General features: G+C 72.9%; 11 protein-coding genes. 4 read left to right on the top strand and 7 right to left on the bottom strand.

Annotated elements, in window-relative coordinates; translation table 11 throughout:
* Nucleotides 1-22 precede the first annotated feature (22 nt).
* The 3 genes from PUR53_RS12350 to PUR53_RS12340 form a co-directional block, all read right to left on the bottom strand.
* Nucleotides 23-2,302 carry a M4 family metallopeptidase gene (locus PUR53_RS12350; protein ID WP_329908333.1) on the bottom strand — a complete coding sequence of 760 codons (2,280 nt, stop codon included), beginning with the start codon at nucleotides 2,300-2,302 and terminating at the stop codon, nucleotides 23-25.
* A 195-nt stretch (nucleotides 2,303-2,497) separates the two neighbouring features.
* A complete protein-coding gene (locus tag PUR53_RS12345; protein WP_329908332.1) occupies nucleotides 2,498-3,730 on the bottom strand; it encodes a hypothetical protein in 1,233 nt (410 codons plus the stop codon).
* A gap of 56 nt (nucleotides 3,731-3,786) precedes the next feature.
* Entirely contained in the window at nucleotides 3,787-4,602 is an 816-nt protein-coding gene (locus PUR53_RS12340; RefSeq protein ID WP_329894785.1) for an SAM-dependent methyltransferase, read from the bottom strand.
* Nucleotides 4,603-4,760: 158 nt separating this feature from the next.
* Between PUR53_RS12340 and PUR53_RS12335 the strand changes: the two genes are divergently transcribed.
* The 4 genes from PUR53_RS12335 to PUR53_RS12320 all read left to right on the top strand — a co-directional run bounded on the left by PUR53_RS12335 (nucleotide 4,761) and on the right by PUR53_RS12320 (nucleotide 7,823).
* Nucleotides 4,761-4,979: a hypothetical protein gene (locus PUR53_RS12335; protein ID WP_239759495.1), complete on the top strand. Its 219-nt coding sequence runs from the start codon at nucleotides 4,761-4,763 to the stop codon at nucleotides 4,977-4,979.
* Between the two features lie 96 nt (nucleotides 4,980-5,075).
* Nucleotides 5,076-5,909: a class I SAM-dependent methyltransferase gene (locus PUR53_RS12330; protein WP_329894784.1), complete on the top strand. Its 834-nt coding sequence runs from the start codon at nucleotides 5,076-5,078 to the stop codon at nucleotides 5,907-5,909.
* 273 nt (nucleotides 5,910-6,182) lie between these two features.
* Entirely contained in the window at nucleotides 6,183-7,256 is a 1,074-nt protein-coding gene (locus PUR53_RS12325) for an enoyl-CoA hydratase/isomerase family protein (RefSeq protein WP_329894783.1), read from the top strand.
* Nucleotides 7,257-7,361: 105 nt separating this feature from the next.
* Nucleotides 7,362-7,823, top strand: a complete 462-nt coding sequence (locus PUR53_RS12320) for a GNAT family N-acetyltransferase (RefSeq protein ID WP_329894810.1) — start codon at nucleotides 7,362-7,364, stop codon at nucleotides 7,821-7,823.
* Nucleotides 7,824-7,860: 37 nt separating this feature from the next.
* Here PUR53_RS12320 and hemC read toward each other — a convergent pair whose 3' ends face one another.
* The 4 genes from hemC to PUR53_RS12300 form a co-directional block, all read right to left on the bottom strand.
* Nucleotides 7,861-8,793, bottom strand: coding sequence for a hydroxymethylbilane synthase (gene hemC, locus PUR53_RS12315; RefSeq protein ID WP_329894782.1), 933 nt, complete (start codon nucleotides 8,791-8,793; stop codon nucleotides 7,861-7,863).
* Nucleotides 8,794-8,865: 72 nt separating this feature from the next.
* Nucleotides 8,866-11,136, bottom strand: a complete 2,271-nt coding sequence (locus tag PUR53_RS12310; protein WP_329908331.1) for a bifunctional serine/threonine-protein kinase/ABC transporter substrate-binding protein — start codon at nucleotides 11,134-11,136, stop codon at nucleotides 8,866-8,868.
* Nucleotides 11,136-13,454 (bottom strand): bifunctional serine/threonine-protein kinase/ABC transporter substrate-binding protein, encoded by a 2,319-nt coding sequence (locus PUR53_RS12305; RefSeq protein WP_329908330.1) that lies wholly within the window; start codon nucleotides 13,452-13,454, stop codon nucleotides 11,136-11,138. Before PUR53_RS12305 ends, PUR53_RS12310 begins: the two co-directional genes overlap by 1 nt.
* Nucleotides 13,454-14,068: a hypothetical protein gene (locus PUR53_RS12300; protein WP_329908329.1), complete on the bottom strand. Its 615-nt coding sequence runs from the start codon at nucleotides 14,066-14,068 to the stop codon at nucleotides 13,454-13,456. Before PUR53_RS12300 ends, PUR53_RS12305 begins: the two co-directional genes overlap by 1 nt.
* Between the last annotated feature and the right edge of the window lie 330 nt (nucleotides 14,069-14,398).

The following is a 14,398-nucleotide window of genomic DNA, read 5'->3' as shown; positions in this document are numbered from 1 at the left end:
TCACACGGAATGTGACGACGCGTCAGAACGTCAGCTTCCAGCTGTTGATGTAGCCGGTGTCGAGGCTGGCCACGTCCTGCACCCGCAGCTTCCAGGTGCCGGCGGCGGTCTCCGAGGAGGCGTCCACCGTGTACGTCGCGACCACGTCGTCCGCAGAGTCGGCCGACGAGGAGTTCTTCAGCCGGTACGCGGTGCCGTCCGGGGCCACGAGGTCGACGACCAGGTCACCGCGCCAGGTGTGGACGATGTTGACGTCCACGCTGAGCGTGCTGGGTGCCGCCCCGGCCCGGTTGACGTTGATCGGCGACTCCACGGTGGAGTTGTCGGGGATCTGGTAGTCGGCGGTGTTCTCGAACACCGACTGGTTCCCCTCCTCGTCCACGCGCCAGGCGAAGCTCGCCGTGCCGGTCTCGTCGGCCGCGTCCGTCACGGTGACCGTCACCGTCGAGTTGCCGGCCGTGGTCGGGGTCCCGGAGATCCGGCCCGTGGCGGCGTCGATCGACAGCCCGTCCGGCAGTCCGGTGGCCGCGTACGACAGGGCGCCGGCGTTGGTGGACGACGCCTGGACGTCCAGCGTGACCGACTGGCCGACCAGGGAGTACTGGGCGGCCGGCGGGACGACCGTCACGCCGTCGAGGATCCGCGAACCGACGTTGATCGCGGCCCAGGCGTTGGCGGTGTTGTTGTAGGTCACCGAGCCGAGCCCGTACAGGTCGGCGGCGGCCTGGAGCGTGGCGGTACGGGCGCCCGCGTAGTTGGTCGTGGACGTCATGTACGTGGTCAGCGCCCGGAACCAGATCTTCTCGGCGGCGTCCCGGCCTATCGGGGTCACCGGAAGCCCGTCGAAGGTCGGCGAGTCGTAGGAGACGCCGTTGACGACCTTGGCGCCGCTGCCCTCGGAGGCCAGGTAGTACCAGTGGTTGGCCGGGCCCGAGGAGTAGTGGACGTCGACGTTGCCGAGCGTGGAGGACCAGTAGTCGCGCGAGGAGCCGTCCTTGCTGGGCTTGTCCATGTAACGCAGCGGCGTACCGTCGCCGTTGATGTCGATCTTCTCGCCGACGAGGTAGTCACCGACGTCGTTGGTGTTGCCTGCGGCGAACTCCACGGCGGCGGCGAAGATGTCGGAGGTCGCCTCGTTCAACCCGCCCGACTCGCCGCTGTAGTTGAGGCCCGCGGTGACCGAGGTCAGACCGTGCGTCATCTCGTGCGCGGCCACGTCGATCGAGGTGAGCGGGTTGGCGTTGCCCGACCCGTCGCCGTACGTCATGCAGAAGCAGGAGTCCTGCCAGAACGCGTTGACGTAGTTGTTGCCGTAGTGCACCCGGCTGTACGGCGCGACCCCGTCGTTGCGCAGCCCGTTCCGGCCGTGCACGTTCTTGTAGTAGTCCCAGGTCAGCGCCGCGCCGTAGTGGGCGTCGGCGCCCGCGGTCTCCAGGTTGGCGGTAGTCCCGTCGCCCCAGACGTCGTCGGCGCCGCTGAACAGGGTGCCGGTGCCGGAGGAGCCCCGGTTCAGGTTGTACGTGCGGTGGTTGCCCCGGTCCGCGTCGGTCAGCGTGTACGACGAGCCCGACTGGCTGGTGCCGAGGGTGACCGTGCCGCTGTAGCGGGTGTTGCCCGTGCCGGTGTGCACGGCCTCGTACTCGTACAGCTTCTTCCCGGTCTGCGCGTCGGTGATGACGTGCAGCTCACTGGGCGTGTCGTCGTGCTGGAAGCCACTGACGACGGTCTCGTAGGCGAGGGTCGGCGTGCCCTTCGCGGCCCAGACGACCTTGCGGCTGCTGTCCGGAGCGGTCTTGGTGGACCCCTCCTCCTTCGCCGCCTTGAGCGCCTGCTTCTCGGCGGTGGCCCTGCTGACCTCGGCGCTGAGGTCCGACACCTTCAACTCGGGCTTGTAGGCCCGGGTGACGCTCTCGACCGCGCCGGACCTGGCAGCGTGCACGACCAGGTCTCCGCCCAGCACGGGCAGACCGGCGTAGGTGCGCTCGTAGCGGGTGTGCGTGGTGCCGTCGGCGTCCTTGACGACGTCGCGGACCCGCAACTCCTCCTGGCCGCCGAGGTCCAGGCGGTCCGCGGTCGTGTCCGTGGCCTTCTCGGCCTGCCGGACGAGCGTCGCCCGCTGCGCCGGGGTGAGCTGTGCGGGCAGCGCCCCGCGGTCCGCCTTGGCCGCCGTGGGACGGGCGGTGCCTTCGCCGCCGTCGCCACGTGCGATCGCGGGGGCGCCCGGGACGGCGACGGCGAGTACCGCCGCCGCGACGACGAGGGCGGCCGTGGCCGTGGTGCGTCTGTGGGGGGTGGATCTCACGCGAACTCCTTTGCTGCGGCCGGTCGGACGAGCGGCCGTACGAAGGCCCCGGTGCACGGGTCGAGGCACCGGGTCGTGCAGGGAGTGCTGCGATGCGGGTGCGCGTGCGCCGTCGTGAGACGGAGTGTGCACAGAGTGACAGATGTGGAGCTCCTGTGTCAGGAGCACAACAAGTGTTTGGCGGAAACCGAGCGATCACCGAACGCCGGTGACCAGGCGCTTCCCGGCAGCGGCCCGCACCTCGGTCCCCTCCATGGGATCGTCCCGCAACTCCGCCAGCCGCTTGTCGACGTGCGGCAGATCGGGCGCGTGGGCGATCCCCAGCAGACGGGCGCCGGATTCGCAGTCCCACAGCGACTCGGTGTACACGAAGTCGAGTCCGGCCGGCGCGACGGCCGCCAACGCCTTGAGCAGGGCGGGCCGTTCATAGGAGTGCGGGGTGCGCAGCCACAGGCGGCGCAGCACCGGCGCCGCCTCGGCTCCCGCCGCGCCGAAACGGGCGATCCCGGCGGCCGGGACGGCGGGACCGCACCACTGGCGTGCCGCTTCGTGCGCCACGAGTTCCGCGAGGAGTACCGGCAGGTCCCGGAGCGCGCCGTGCTCCGCCAGTACCTGGACGCCGATCCACGACAACCACGGCCGCCCGTCCGCCGCCCAGGCCCGTGCCTCGGGGACCGCGAGCGGGCCGAGTCGCAGGACAGCGGACCCGAGCCCCGGCAGGGGCAGTTCGCCGTTCGCCTCCGCAAGGCCCGGCACCAGCGGGAGGAGCCCCGGCTCCGGCGGACGCCCGGCCAGGGAGCGCAGGGCCTGGATCCGGGTGTGACGGGCCGATCCGCCGTCGGCGAGGACCTCCAGCAGCCGGGTACCGCTCGGACCCACGTCGACCGGGTGCGGACGTCGCGGGCGGACGGGGGGATGTGTTTCGGCCCCCGCGCGCCAGCGCGCCCAGGGCTCGGAGCGCCACAACCGCGGTTGCTCCCCGCCGAGTCGGTCCCGGGCGACGCCGGCCAGGTCGTCCCACCACTCGACCGGCCACGCGTCCGCCACAGACTCCAGCACATCGGTCCAGTGCTCGCCCTCACGGACGTACGCCCGCAACGCCTCGCGCGCCTCGGCCGAGCCCGAGAGCGCGAGGAGTTCCAGGATCCTGGTGGCGCGCTCGCAGTCGTCCTCGTCGCCCGCTAGGAGGGCGAACACGGGGTCCAGGGCGAGCCCCGATTCCCGTACGAGGCGCGCCAGATAGAGGGCGCGGTCGTCGACCATGGTGTCCCACCGCCAGTCCCGCCGCAGGACCTCGACGACCGCCGCGGCGGCCGCCTCCGGTGCGTCGAGCGCCCGCAACGCGCCCAGCCCGCGCCCGCGTTGCAGCAGCCCCTCCAACGTCCCCGGAGGGGCGTACACCTGGCCGCTCGCGGCGTCGTCGCTCATCGCCGCGCAGCCTGCCGGAGACGCCCGACCGGCACCACAGGTTTTTCAGCGGCCCCTCACGGCTTGCGGGCGAGGCCCCCGTGTTCGGCGATGACCTCCGGGGCGGGGTCGGTGGCGTCCGGCCGCCAGAGGGGGACCGAGACCACGCCGGGGTCGAGGAGTTCCAGGCCGTCGAAGAAGGACGTGATCTCGTCGACGGTGCGCAGGTTGTACGGCACGGCGCCGCTCTCGTTGTAGCCGTCCTGGGCCTGCTCGAAGACCGGGTCGATGCCCCGCGAACCGTCGTTGATGGAGAGGTAACTACCGGTCGGCAGCGCCCCCATCAGACGGTCCACGATGGAACGCGCCTGGTCGTGGTCGGCGACGTGGCCCAGGATGTTGCTGAGGATCAGCGCGGTGGGCCGGCTGAGGTCCAGGGTGTCGGCGGCCGCCGCGAGGATGCGGTCGGGGTCGAGCACGTCGGCGTCCACGTAGGCGGTCGCCCCCTCCGGGGTGGAGTAGAGCAGGGCGCGGGCGTGGGCCAGGACCAGGGGGTCGTTGTCGACGTAGACGATCCGGGACTCGGGGGCGATCCGCTGGGCCACCTCGTGGGTGTTCTCGGCGGTCGGCAGACCCGTACCGACGTCCAGGAACTGCCGTATGCCCGCCTCGGCGACCAGGTGGGTGATGTTGCGACGCAGGAACGCGCGGCTGCTGCGGGCGATGGTCACGATGCCCGGGAACACGGCGGTGTAGGCGTCACCGGCCTGCTCGTCGACGGGGTAGTTGTCCTTCCCGCCCAGCCAGTAGTTCCAGATACGGGCCGAGTGCGGCACCGAGGTGTCGATCTTCTGATGCGCAGCCGGGCCGGGCGTGGTCGCGTGGTCGGTCATGTCTACCGTCCGTCTTTCAGCCGAAGCGAGGAGTTCCGGACACAACCTACGTCCCGACACCCCATTTCCGTACGCCAGTTCACCTTTTCCGGAACTTCCGGGCCGGGGTCGCGCGTCCATCAAGTGACGCATCCGGTGCGCGACGGAGGTGGGTTGCCATGACGACGAACGACCCGGGCACGATCGAGACCACGCTGGCCGACGGCCGGCGCATGACCCTGTCGCTGCCTCCGACGGACGCGGGATGGGCCGCCGACGGGATCAAGGCACTGCGCCCCGTCCCGCCCACCCACACCGGCCGCGGAGAGAATCCCCCCGCCCTCCCCGAACGCCCCGCACTCCCGCTGGAGGTCGCCCTGCTCGGCTTCGGCGCCTGACACCAATCAGGGGAGTCCGTCGAGGAGTTCGAGGGGACCGACGGAGCGGCCCGCTCCGTCACGAGGAGCGGTGAGCGGAGAGACAGGGGAGGCGGTGTGCCGGACGAATGGCAGTGGGACCCCACGCTCTTCCGGGGAAGCGCGGCGTACTACGAGCGGGGCCGGCTCCCGTACGCCACCGGATTCGCCGAAGCCCTCGCCGGGGCACTCGGACTGGACGGCCGCGGCCGGCTCCTGGACGTCGGCTGCGGACCCGGGATCGTGGTGCTGCCGATGGCGCGGTACGTCGCGGAGGCCGTCGGCGTCGACCCGGACGAGGACATGCTGGCCGAGGCCGAACGCCGGGCCGGACGCCTGGGGGTGACCAACGCGCGCTGGGTGGCCGCCCGCGCCGAGGACCTGCCGGCGGGCCTCGGGTCCTTCCGGGCCGTGGTGTTCGCCCAGTCCTTCCACTGGACGGACCGGGACCGGGTCGCCGCCACCGTGCTGCGGATGCTGGAGCCGGGGGGCGCGTTCGTCCACGTGAGCGACCTGAAGGAGCCGCTTCCCGAGCCGGCGCCGTCGCCCGGCCCGCCGTACGGTCCGATCCGGGACCTGGTACGCCGATATCTGGGGCCGGTGCGCCGCGCGGGGCAGGGCGTACTGGTCGACGGCACGCCGGGGGGAGAGGCGGCGATCATCGAGCGCGCCGGGTTCGCCGGTCCCGAGCGACTGGTGGTGCCGGCCGGGGAGGTCGTCACCCGCACCTCGGACGACATCGTGGCGTGGGTGTTCTCCCGGTCCGATTCCGCGCCCCACCTCTTCGGCGACGAACTGCCGCGGTTCGAGCGGGAGCTGCGCACGCTGCTCGCGGCGACGGCCCCCGACGGCGGTTTCGCGGAGCGCCTTCCGGCGACCGAGATCAGGATCTGGCGGAAGCCCGCGGGGTGAACGGCACCGCCTTCGTCGGCGCCTTCGACGGCGGTTGTCCGTCGGCGGTCGGCGGCCATGGATCTCGCTGTCGGGTGGCGAGGACGTGCGGGTAGGCTCGACGGGCCCGGGGTGCCGGCAAGCTCAGGGCGTTGCCGGCGCCCGCGCCCGCCTGGCTCCGGCTAGGAGCGGGGCCCGTCTCATGGCGGGCGGTCGCCGGTCCGGAGTCGGAAGGAACCACCAGAACATGCGCGTCCACGCGAACATGACCCGACGTCGTAGGGAGGCCGACAGGTGAGCGGCGGCGAAGAGCCCGTCCTCCTGCACACCACCGGTCGGGCCGGTCACATCGTCCTCAACCGGCCGAGGGCGCTCAACGCCCTCGACCACACCATGGTGCGGCGCATCGACGAGGCACTCACCGCCTGGGAACACGACCCGGCCGTGGAGACCGTCGTCGTCACCGGCGCGGGGGAGCGCGGACTGTGCGCGGGCGGCGACATCCGGGTCGTCCACGACGACGCCCGCGACGGTGACGGCACCGCCTCGGCCGCGTTCTGGCGCGACGAGTACCACCTCAACGCCCGTATCTCCCACTACCCCAAGCCCTACGTCGCCGTCATGGACGGCATCGTGATGGGCGGCGGCGTCGGGATCTCTGCGCACGGCAGCGTCCGGATCGTCACCGAACGGTCGCGGATCGCCATGCCCGAGACCGGCATCGGCTTCGTCCCGGACGTCGGCGGCACCCGTCTGCTGGCCCTCGCGCCGGGTGAACTCGGCACCCTCCTCGCCCTCACCGGCGCGGAGATCGGCGCCGGCGACGCCCTGCTGTGCGGACTCGCGGATCACTACGTGCCGTCCGGGTCGCTCGGCGCGCTCCTCGACGACCTCGCCGAACTGCCCGCCCAGGACGCCGTCGCACGGAACGTACGGCAGGCACCGCCCGGCGAGTTGGCGCAGCGAGGGGAATGGATCGACACCTGCTTCGCCGCCGACACGGCCGAGGAGATCGTCCGACGCCTGCTCGCCCACGGCGACCCGGCGGCGAAGGAGACCGCCGAGACCCTGCTGGCCAAGTCCCCCACCGCCGTCAAGGTCACCCTCACCGCCGTGCGGCGGGCCCGCGGCCTCGGCTCCCTGGAACAGACGCTGGACCAGGAGTACCGCGTCTCCTGCGCCGCCCTGGCCACCGCCGACCTCGTCGAGGGCATCCGGGCCCAGGTCGTCGACAAGGACCGCCGCCCCCGCTGGACCCCGGCCACGCTCGCCGACGTCACCGACGCCGACGTGAACCGCTTCTTCGCCCCGCTGGGCGACCGCGAACTGGGCCTCGCCCCCGGCCGCACCGAACACGACAACACCTAGGCTGCCGACGTGACCCACACCCCCCACACCGCCCAAGCCCCCCACACCCCCGAGGCCCTCCGGATCAGGCCCGGTGGCCCGGCCGACGCACCGGCCATCCTCCGTATGCTCGACTCGGCCGTGGCCTGGATGAACGCGCGCGGCAACACCGAACAGTGGGGCACGATCCCGTACTCGGCGCGCCCCGAGGGACCGTCGAGGATCGACCGCTACACGACCGAGAACACCCCGTACATCGCGGAGTGGGACGGCACACCCGTCGGAGCACTGGTCCTGGACTCCGGCCCCAGCCCGCAGATGCCGATCCCGCCGGCCGACGAACCCGAGCGCTACGTCCGCCTCCTCGTCACCGACCGCCGGCACGCCGGTCGCGGCATCGGCGCGGCCCTGCTCTCCCACGCCGTCGACGAAACCCGCCGCGCGGGCGTGGACCTCCTCCGCGTCGACTGCTGGGCGGGCGAGGGCGGTCGTCTCGTCGCGTTCTACGAACGCAACGGCTTCACCCGGACCACGCCCTTCCTCTCCGGCACCTGGCCGGGCCAGGTACTGGCCCGCAGACTCGGCTGAGCGGCCGGGCCGGACGCCGGAGAGGAGCCGGCGCGGATCAGTGCGGGATGCCGTCGATGAGGTCGCGGGCGCCCTGCCGGAGGAGGGCCACCGCGACGGAGGTGCCCAGGGTCGCGGGGTCCAGGCGGCCCGCCCATTCGTGGGCGTTGAGGACCGTCTTGCCGTCGGGGGTGAACACGGAGGCCCGCAGGGAGAGTTCGCCGCTGCGGTCCGTGCGGGCGAAGCCGGCGATGGGGCTGTTGCAGTGGCCCTGCAGCACATGCAGGAACATACGCTCGGCGAGGGTCTCGCGATGGGTGTCCGGATCGCCGAGCCCACTGACCGTGTCGATGGTGTCGGTGTCGTCCTCCCGGCACTGGAGCGCCAATACGCCCGCGCCGATGGGCGGCATCATGGTGTCGACCGACAGGATGTCGCTGATCACGTCGGCACGGCCGATCCGCTCCAGCCCGGAGACCGCCAGCAGCAGCGCGTCCGCCTCGCCCGCGGCCAGCTTCTCCAGCCGGCGGTTGGCGTTGCCGCGGAACGGGACGCAGTCCAAGTGCGGGTGGGAGGCGGCGAGTTGCGCGGTGCGCCGCACGGAGGAGGTGCCGATACGGGTTCCGGCGGGCAGTTCGTCCAGGGTGCGCCCGGCGGGGTCCACGAGTGCGTCCCGGATGTCGTCCCGCTTCAGGAACGCCGCGAACATCGTGCCTGCCGGGAGGGGCCGGTCGGCGGGGATGTCCTTCACACAGTGCACGGCGAGATCGGCCTCGCCCGCGACGAGCGCGGCGTCGACCTCCTTGGTGAAGGCCCCCTTGCCCTCGACCTTGGAGAGATCGCCCATCCACTTGTCCCCGGTCGTCTTCACGGGGACCACCTCGGTGCGCAGTGCCGGGTGGAGCACGGCGAGTTCGGCGCGTACGCGCCCCACCTGCGCCAGAGCCATGGGTGAGTCTCGGGAGACGATACGAATCAGGTCCTGCGACATGAAGGCACGATAGCCCCTCGGGACCGGGCCCGATGACCACTCTCGCTCCCGGCTCCGGTCCGACCGCCGCCGTCATACCTTCGCCCGCTGGTACTGCCCCAGGAAGTCGAACTCCCCTTCGGCTACGCGGTACAGGAACATCGCGTCGTGGTTGTACCCGTTGTCCGGGGTGTACGCGACGGTCCGACTGATGCCGGTGTACGAGACCTCCCGCATACGGCGTACGATCGCGCCGCGCTCCCGCAGGGCCGCCTTCCCGTCGGCGCAGGCCTCGGCCAGGAACAGCACCGCGTCGTACGCCTCCGCCGCGTACCGGCCGGGCCGCTCCCCGTACCGTGCCTCGTACTTCTCGGTGAACGAGCGGGCCGCCGGGGTCGCCGTCGGATCGATGAAGGTGGTGGCGAGGACCCAGCCGTCGGCCGCCCGGCCCGCGCGCTCCAAGAACCGTGGACCGAACGCCCGTTGGGTGGCGATCCGGGCTCCCGAGAACCCCGCCTCGCGCAGCGCCGCCGCGAAGGCGCCCGCTCGTTCCTGTCCTCCGCTGAACACGACCGCGTCCGACCCGGACGCGACCACCCGCGCGGCGAGCGCGGTGTGGTCGAACGTCCCGGTAGGGACACTCGTGAGGCTCGTGTCCCTGCCGTCGCGGCCGAGCGCCCGCTGGATGTAGTTGCAGAGCACCCAGGCGAAGTCGCCCTCGGCCCGGTCCTCGACCAGGAACACCTTGCGTGCGTCGGTTCCGCCCCTGAGATAGGCGTTGCACGGGGCGGCGAGCAACTCCTCCTCCGGCGAGAGCTGAGCGTGCGAACGAAACGTCGACGCACCGGCGTTCCTGACCTGGGACGACACGCCCACCGACACCGAGACGACGGGCAGTACGGCCTTCGTGTATGTGGCTTCGGCGGCGAGGAAACAGGCGTTCGTGGTCGGGCCCAGCACCGCGAGGACCTTGTCGTCCTTCCCCAGCCGCTTCGCCCGGTCCAGGGTCCGTTCGGGCTCGCCCCCGTCGTCGTACGCGCGCAGCGTCAGCCGCAGCGGACGGTCGTCGTCGGCGTTCACGTGCGCGACGGCCAGCCGGGCGCCGTCGAGCTGGGCCCGCCCGATCTCGCCGGTCGCGCCGGAGAGGTCGCCCTGGAAGGCCACGACGAGGTCGGCGCGCGGGCCGGACGAGGGCGAGCCTCCCGCAGCGGGCTTCCGTTCGCCCTGGTCACGCCACCACCACGCGCCGCCGCCGACCGCCAGCAGTCCGGCCGCCCCCGTGGAGCCGAGCGCCAGGAAACGGCGTCGACCCGTGGCCCGGGCGCGCGCCCGCTCCTGAGACGGGGCCGCTGCTGCCGCGTCCTTGAGCGACGTCACCGTCACCACACCCGGGTCCGCCGCCGACGGCACCGCTGCCGAAGCCGCTGCCGAAGCCGTCGATGCCGGTGTGGTCACCCGGGTCGGCTCGATCGCCCCCATCGCGAGCACCGCCGCCGAGCGCTGTGCGATCAGCCGGGTCACCGGCTCCGGCAACCACCGCTCCCTCACGGCTGGGGGCACCGCCGCCTCCAGCGCCGTACCGACCTCGACGGCGGTCGGCCGGCGTGCCGGATCCTTGTCCAGACACGCCCGTACGACCGGCCCCAGCGCCTCCGGGATCCCGGGCAGCTCCGGCTCGTCGTAGACCGTGCGCAGCAGCACTCCGGCGGCCGCGCCGGTGCCGAACGGCCGTACGCCGGTCGCGGCGAAGGCCAGGACACAGCCCAGTGAGAAGACATCGCTGGGCGGGCCGATCCCGGCGCCGCGCGCCCGCGCCTGTTCGGGCGAGAGGAAGCCGGGCGAGCCCACGATGACGCCGGTGGACGTGAGCGCCGTACCCTCCGGCGTGCGCGCGATACCGAAGTCGATCAGGCGCGGACCGTCCGGGGCCAGCAGCACGTTGCCCGGTTTGACGTCGCGGTGCACCAGGCCCGCGCGGTGGACCGCGTCGAGCGCCTCGGCGAGCCGCAACCCCAGCACGCACACGGACGCGGGGGACCACGCCCCGTGTTCCTCCAGCGCCTCCGAGAGCGAGGGCCCCGGTACGAACGGGGTCGCCAGCCATGGATCCTCCGCGTCGGCGTCCGCGTCCAGCAGGTGGACCACCCAGGGGCTGTCCACCTGCCGGGCCACCTCGATCTCCCGGCGGAACCGTGCCCGGAACCCCGCGTCGTCGGCGTGGGAGGCCCGGACGACCTTGACCGCGGCGAACGCCCCGCCGGGCGCGCGGGCCAGGAAGACGACGCCCATGCCGCCCGCGCCGAGCCGCCGCAGCAGGCGGTAGTCGCCCAGCCGCGACGGATCGGCGGTGCGCAGCGGCTCCATCAGGCGACCAGCGGCGCCGGACCGCCGTACACGAACGCTCCGTTCTCGACGCGCCAGAGGTAGCCGCCGGTGCCGTCGATGACCGGCAGACCGACCTTCTGGAACGCGTAGGTCCGGGTGACGCCCTGGTACTTGGCGGCCCGCAGCGCGGCGAGCAGCTCCTCCCGGGTACGACTCCTGGACGGGAGGTCCGCGAGGGACGTGAGCACCATCGACGTCACGTCGTAGGCCTCCGCCGCGTACCGGGGCGGCGCCTTCTTCCACCGCTCGCGGTAGGCGGCCACGAACGCCTTCGCCTCGGGGACGTCCGCCGGGTCGACGACCGGTGCGACGATCGTCCACCCGTCGGCGGCCTCCTTCGCCGCTGTGAGGAAGCGGGGGTCGAGCAGGGCGGGTCCGGCGGCGCGGGCACCGGTGAAACCGCGCTCGCGCAGGGTCCGGGCGAACGACGCGGCCCGGTCGGACAGTCCGGCGAAGGCGAACGAGTCGATGCCGGCGGCCAGCAGGTCGTCCACGGTGTCCCCGAAACCGTTCCGCATGGCGCTGACCACGCGGGGGACGTACGGCTGCCCGGCCGTCCCCAGTTGCTTGCTGAGATTGGCGCTGACCTCCCAGCCGTAGCTGTCGGACGCCCGGTCGACGACCACCCCGACCCTGCGCGGTCGGGTGCTCCGGAGGTAGGCGTCCATGTAGAACGACAACAGGGAGTCGGGCAGGCGCGCGTGCAGGAACGAACGGAAGCCATGCACGGACAGGCCGATGGCGCCGGGGGACACGGCGAGCACGGGCAGCAGGGCGGCGTCGTAGGCGGCAAGCGCGGACTGGGCGGTCGCGTCCGTGGTCGGGCCGACGACGGCGAGTACGGCGGGGTCGTCGGCGAGCCGCTTCGCCACCCGGGCGGACTCGGCGGGGTCGCCGGCGTCGTCCTCGGCCCGCACCTCCACCTGGAACGGCGCGTCGCGGCGGGCGTTGAACTCCGCGACGGCCAGCCGCACTCCGTTCTCCTGGGCCCTGCCGGTGTCCCGCTGGTCGCCGCTGAGGTCGCCGTGCAGCGCGACGATGTGGGCGCGCCGTCGTGAGGAGGCGGACGCGGACGGTTTCTCGTTTCCCGAACCGCCATCACCCCGGCCCGTGGCCCACCAGGTCGCGCCGCCCCCTGCGGCGAGCAGCACACCGGCGCCGGCGAGGAGGACGCGGCGCCTCGCGGGGGTGTCGCGGGTACCGGTGGCCGCCACGGGCACGGTGTCGTCGGAGTCGGAGTCGGAGTCGGAGTCGGAGTCGGAGCCGGAGTCCGGTGCGGTGCCCGAGGCGGTGTCCCCCGTCTCCGGGGCGGCGGCGGATATCTCGGTGCGGTCGATGTCCGGCAGCGCGAGCGCCTCGGTCGAGCGCCGGGCGATCAGCCGGACCACCTCGTCGGGCAGCCAGGACTCGAAGGCGCCGCCGGGACTGTCGACGGGAGCGTCCGAGGGCGGGATCGAGGCCTCGTCGTGGGCCGTGTCCCGCTCCGCTTCGGCGGGCAGCAGCTCGCGTATCAGCTCCGCCACCTCGGGGCGGTCGGCCGGGTCCTTCTCCAGGCAGCGCGCCAGCAGTTCGGCGAGCGGTGCCGGTACGCCGTCGAGGTCGGCCGGGTCGTGCACGGCCCGGTAGAGGAGGGCGTCGAGCGCCCCCGTACCGAACGGCGGCCGGCCCGTCGCCGCGAACGCCAGGACGCAGCCGAGGGAGAACACATCGCTGGGCGCGTCGATGGTCCGGCCGCCACGCCCTTCGGCCTGCTCCGGGGAGAGGTAGCCGGGCGTCCCGACGACGAGCCCCGTCGCGGTGAGTCCGCTGTCCTCGGGCGCCCTGGCGATGCCGAAGTCGATGAGCCGGGGCCCGTCCGCCGCCAGCAGGACGTTCCCGGGTTTGAGGTCCCGGTGAACCAGCCCCGCCCGGTGGACCTCGCCCAGTGCCGCCGCCAGCCTGCCCCCGAGGACCCGCAGCCCGTGCTCGCCCAGCGGCCCGTGGGCGGCCACGGCCTCGGCCAGGGAGGGACCGGGCACGTACGCCGTCGCCAGCCACGGCGCCTCCGCGTCCGCGTCGGCGTCGATCAGCGGCACCGCCCAGGGACTGCGGACCCGCCGGGCCACCTCCACCTCGCGCCGGAACCGCTCCCGGAAACCCGTGTCCTCGGCGTACTCCGCGGCCAGCACCTTCAGTGCGACCAGCGAACCGGCCGAGGTACGGGCGAGGTACACCACGCCCATACCGCCGGCGCCGAGCCGGCCGAGCAACCGGTGGTCGGCGATCCGCGCCGGGTCGGACGAACGCAGCCGCTCCATCAGCCCTCGCCTCCGCCCAGCTCGTGTTCCACCCGGTCGAGCATGGTGGTGGTCCCCCGCGTCATGAACTGCTCCAGTTCGTCGACGGTGTAGCCCTCGGCGCCCTTGATCGACACCGTCATGGTGACCGTGCCGAGCCGGAGGACCATCCAGCGGTAGTCCGCCTTGCCGGTGCCGGTGAGATAGACGCCCGTCTCCAGGACCGAGTCGTCGGCGTAGTTGTTGCCGCGTGTACCGCGCGGGGTGCCCACGGACATCAGCTGGGCGATCCGCTCGTCGGCGCGGACCTGCTGCTCGGGGCAGCGCAACGCCTCCTCCAAGGTCGCGGACACATGGTCGTCGGCGTCGAGCACCGCCGTGTGCACCGTCACCGTCGCGGTCACCTTGACCGTGCCGCGCTTCCCGGTGCCAGGCAGTTGGCTGTACAGCGACAGGGAGGCGAGTACGTCGTCGGGGAGTGCCCGGCGCTGCCACCGGCACTGGTCGTCGAGCAGGGCGATGGTTCCCTCGGCACTACGGGCGAGCGGCTGGGCCTCGAAGCCCGCGCCCCAGTCCCGCGGCCGCATCGCGACCGCCTCCGCCAGCGCGGCGCCGTCCTCCCTCGCACGCGGCACGCGATCCGGGTCCGCCGCGAACGGTGTGGCGGACTGTGTCGCCGTCGGCTCCGCGTCCTGCGCGCCCTCAGCGGACACCCGTCCGGAAGCGGCAGCGGAGGGCGTCGACGACCCGGAGGCCTTGGGTTCGGACTTGCCCGCGTGCTCCGCGGCCCCCGCGCTGCAACCGCTCAGGAACACCGCCGCAGCGGCCCCCGACGCAGCGGCTCTCAGCCGCCAACCGCCTCTTCGTCCAGCTGTTCTGTCGTCCAACACCAGCCCCCTCCACCGCGGTACCCCGTGTGTGACCGGTGATCGTACAGAGGTACGCAATCCAGGAGGGAGCGGTTC

The organism is Streptomyces sp. SP18BB07, from assembly GCF_036322545.1.
GTDB lineage: Bacteria > Actinomycetota > Actinomycetes > Streptomycetales > Streptomycetaceae > Streptomyces > Streptomyces deccanensis.
Note: the sequence above shows the minus strand (reverse complement) of the source record. Positions and strands in the feature narration are given on the sequence as shown.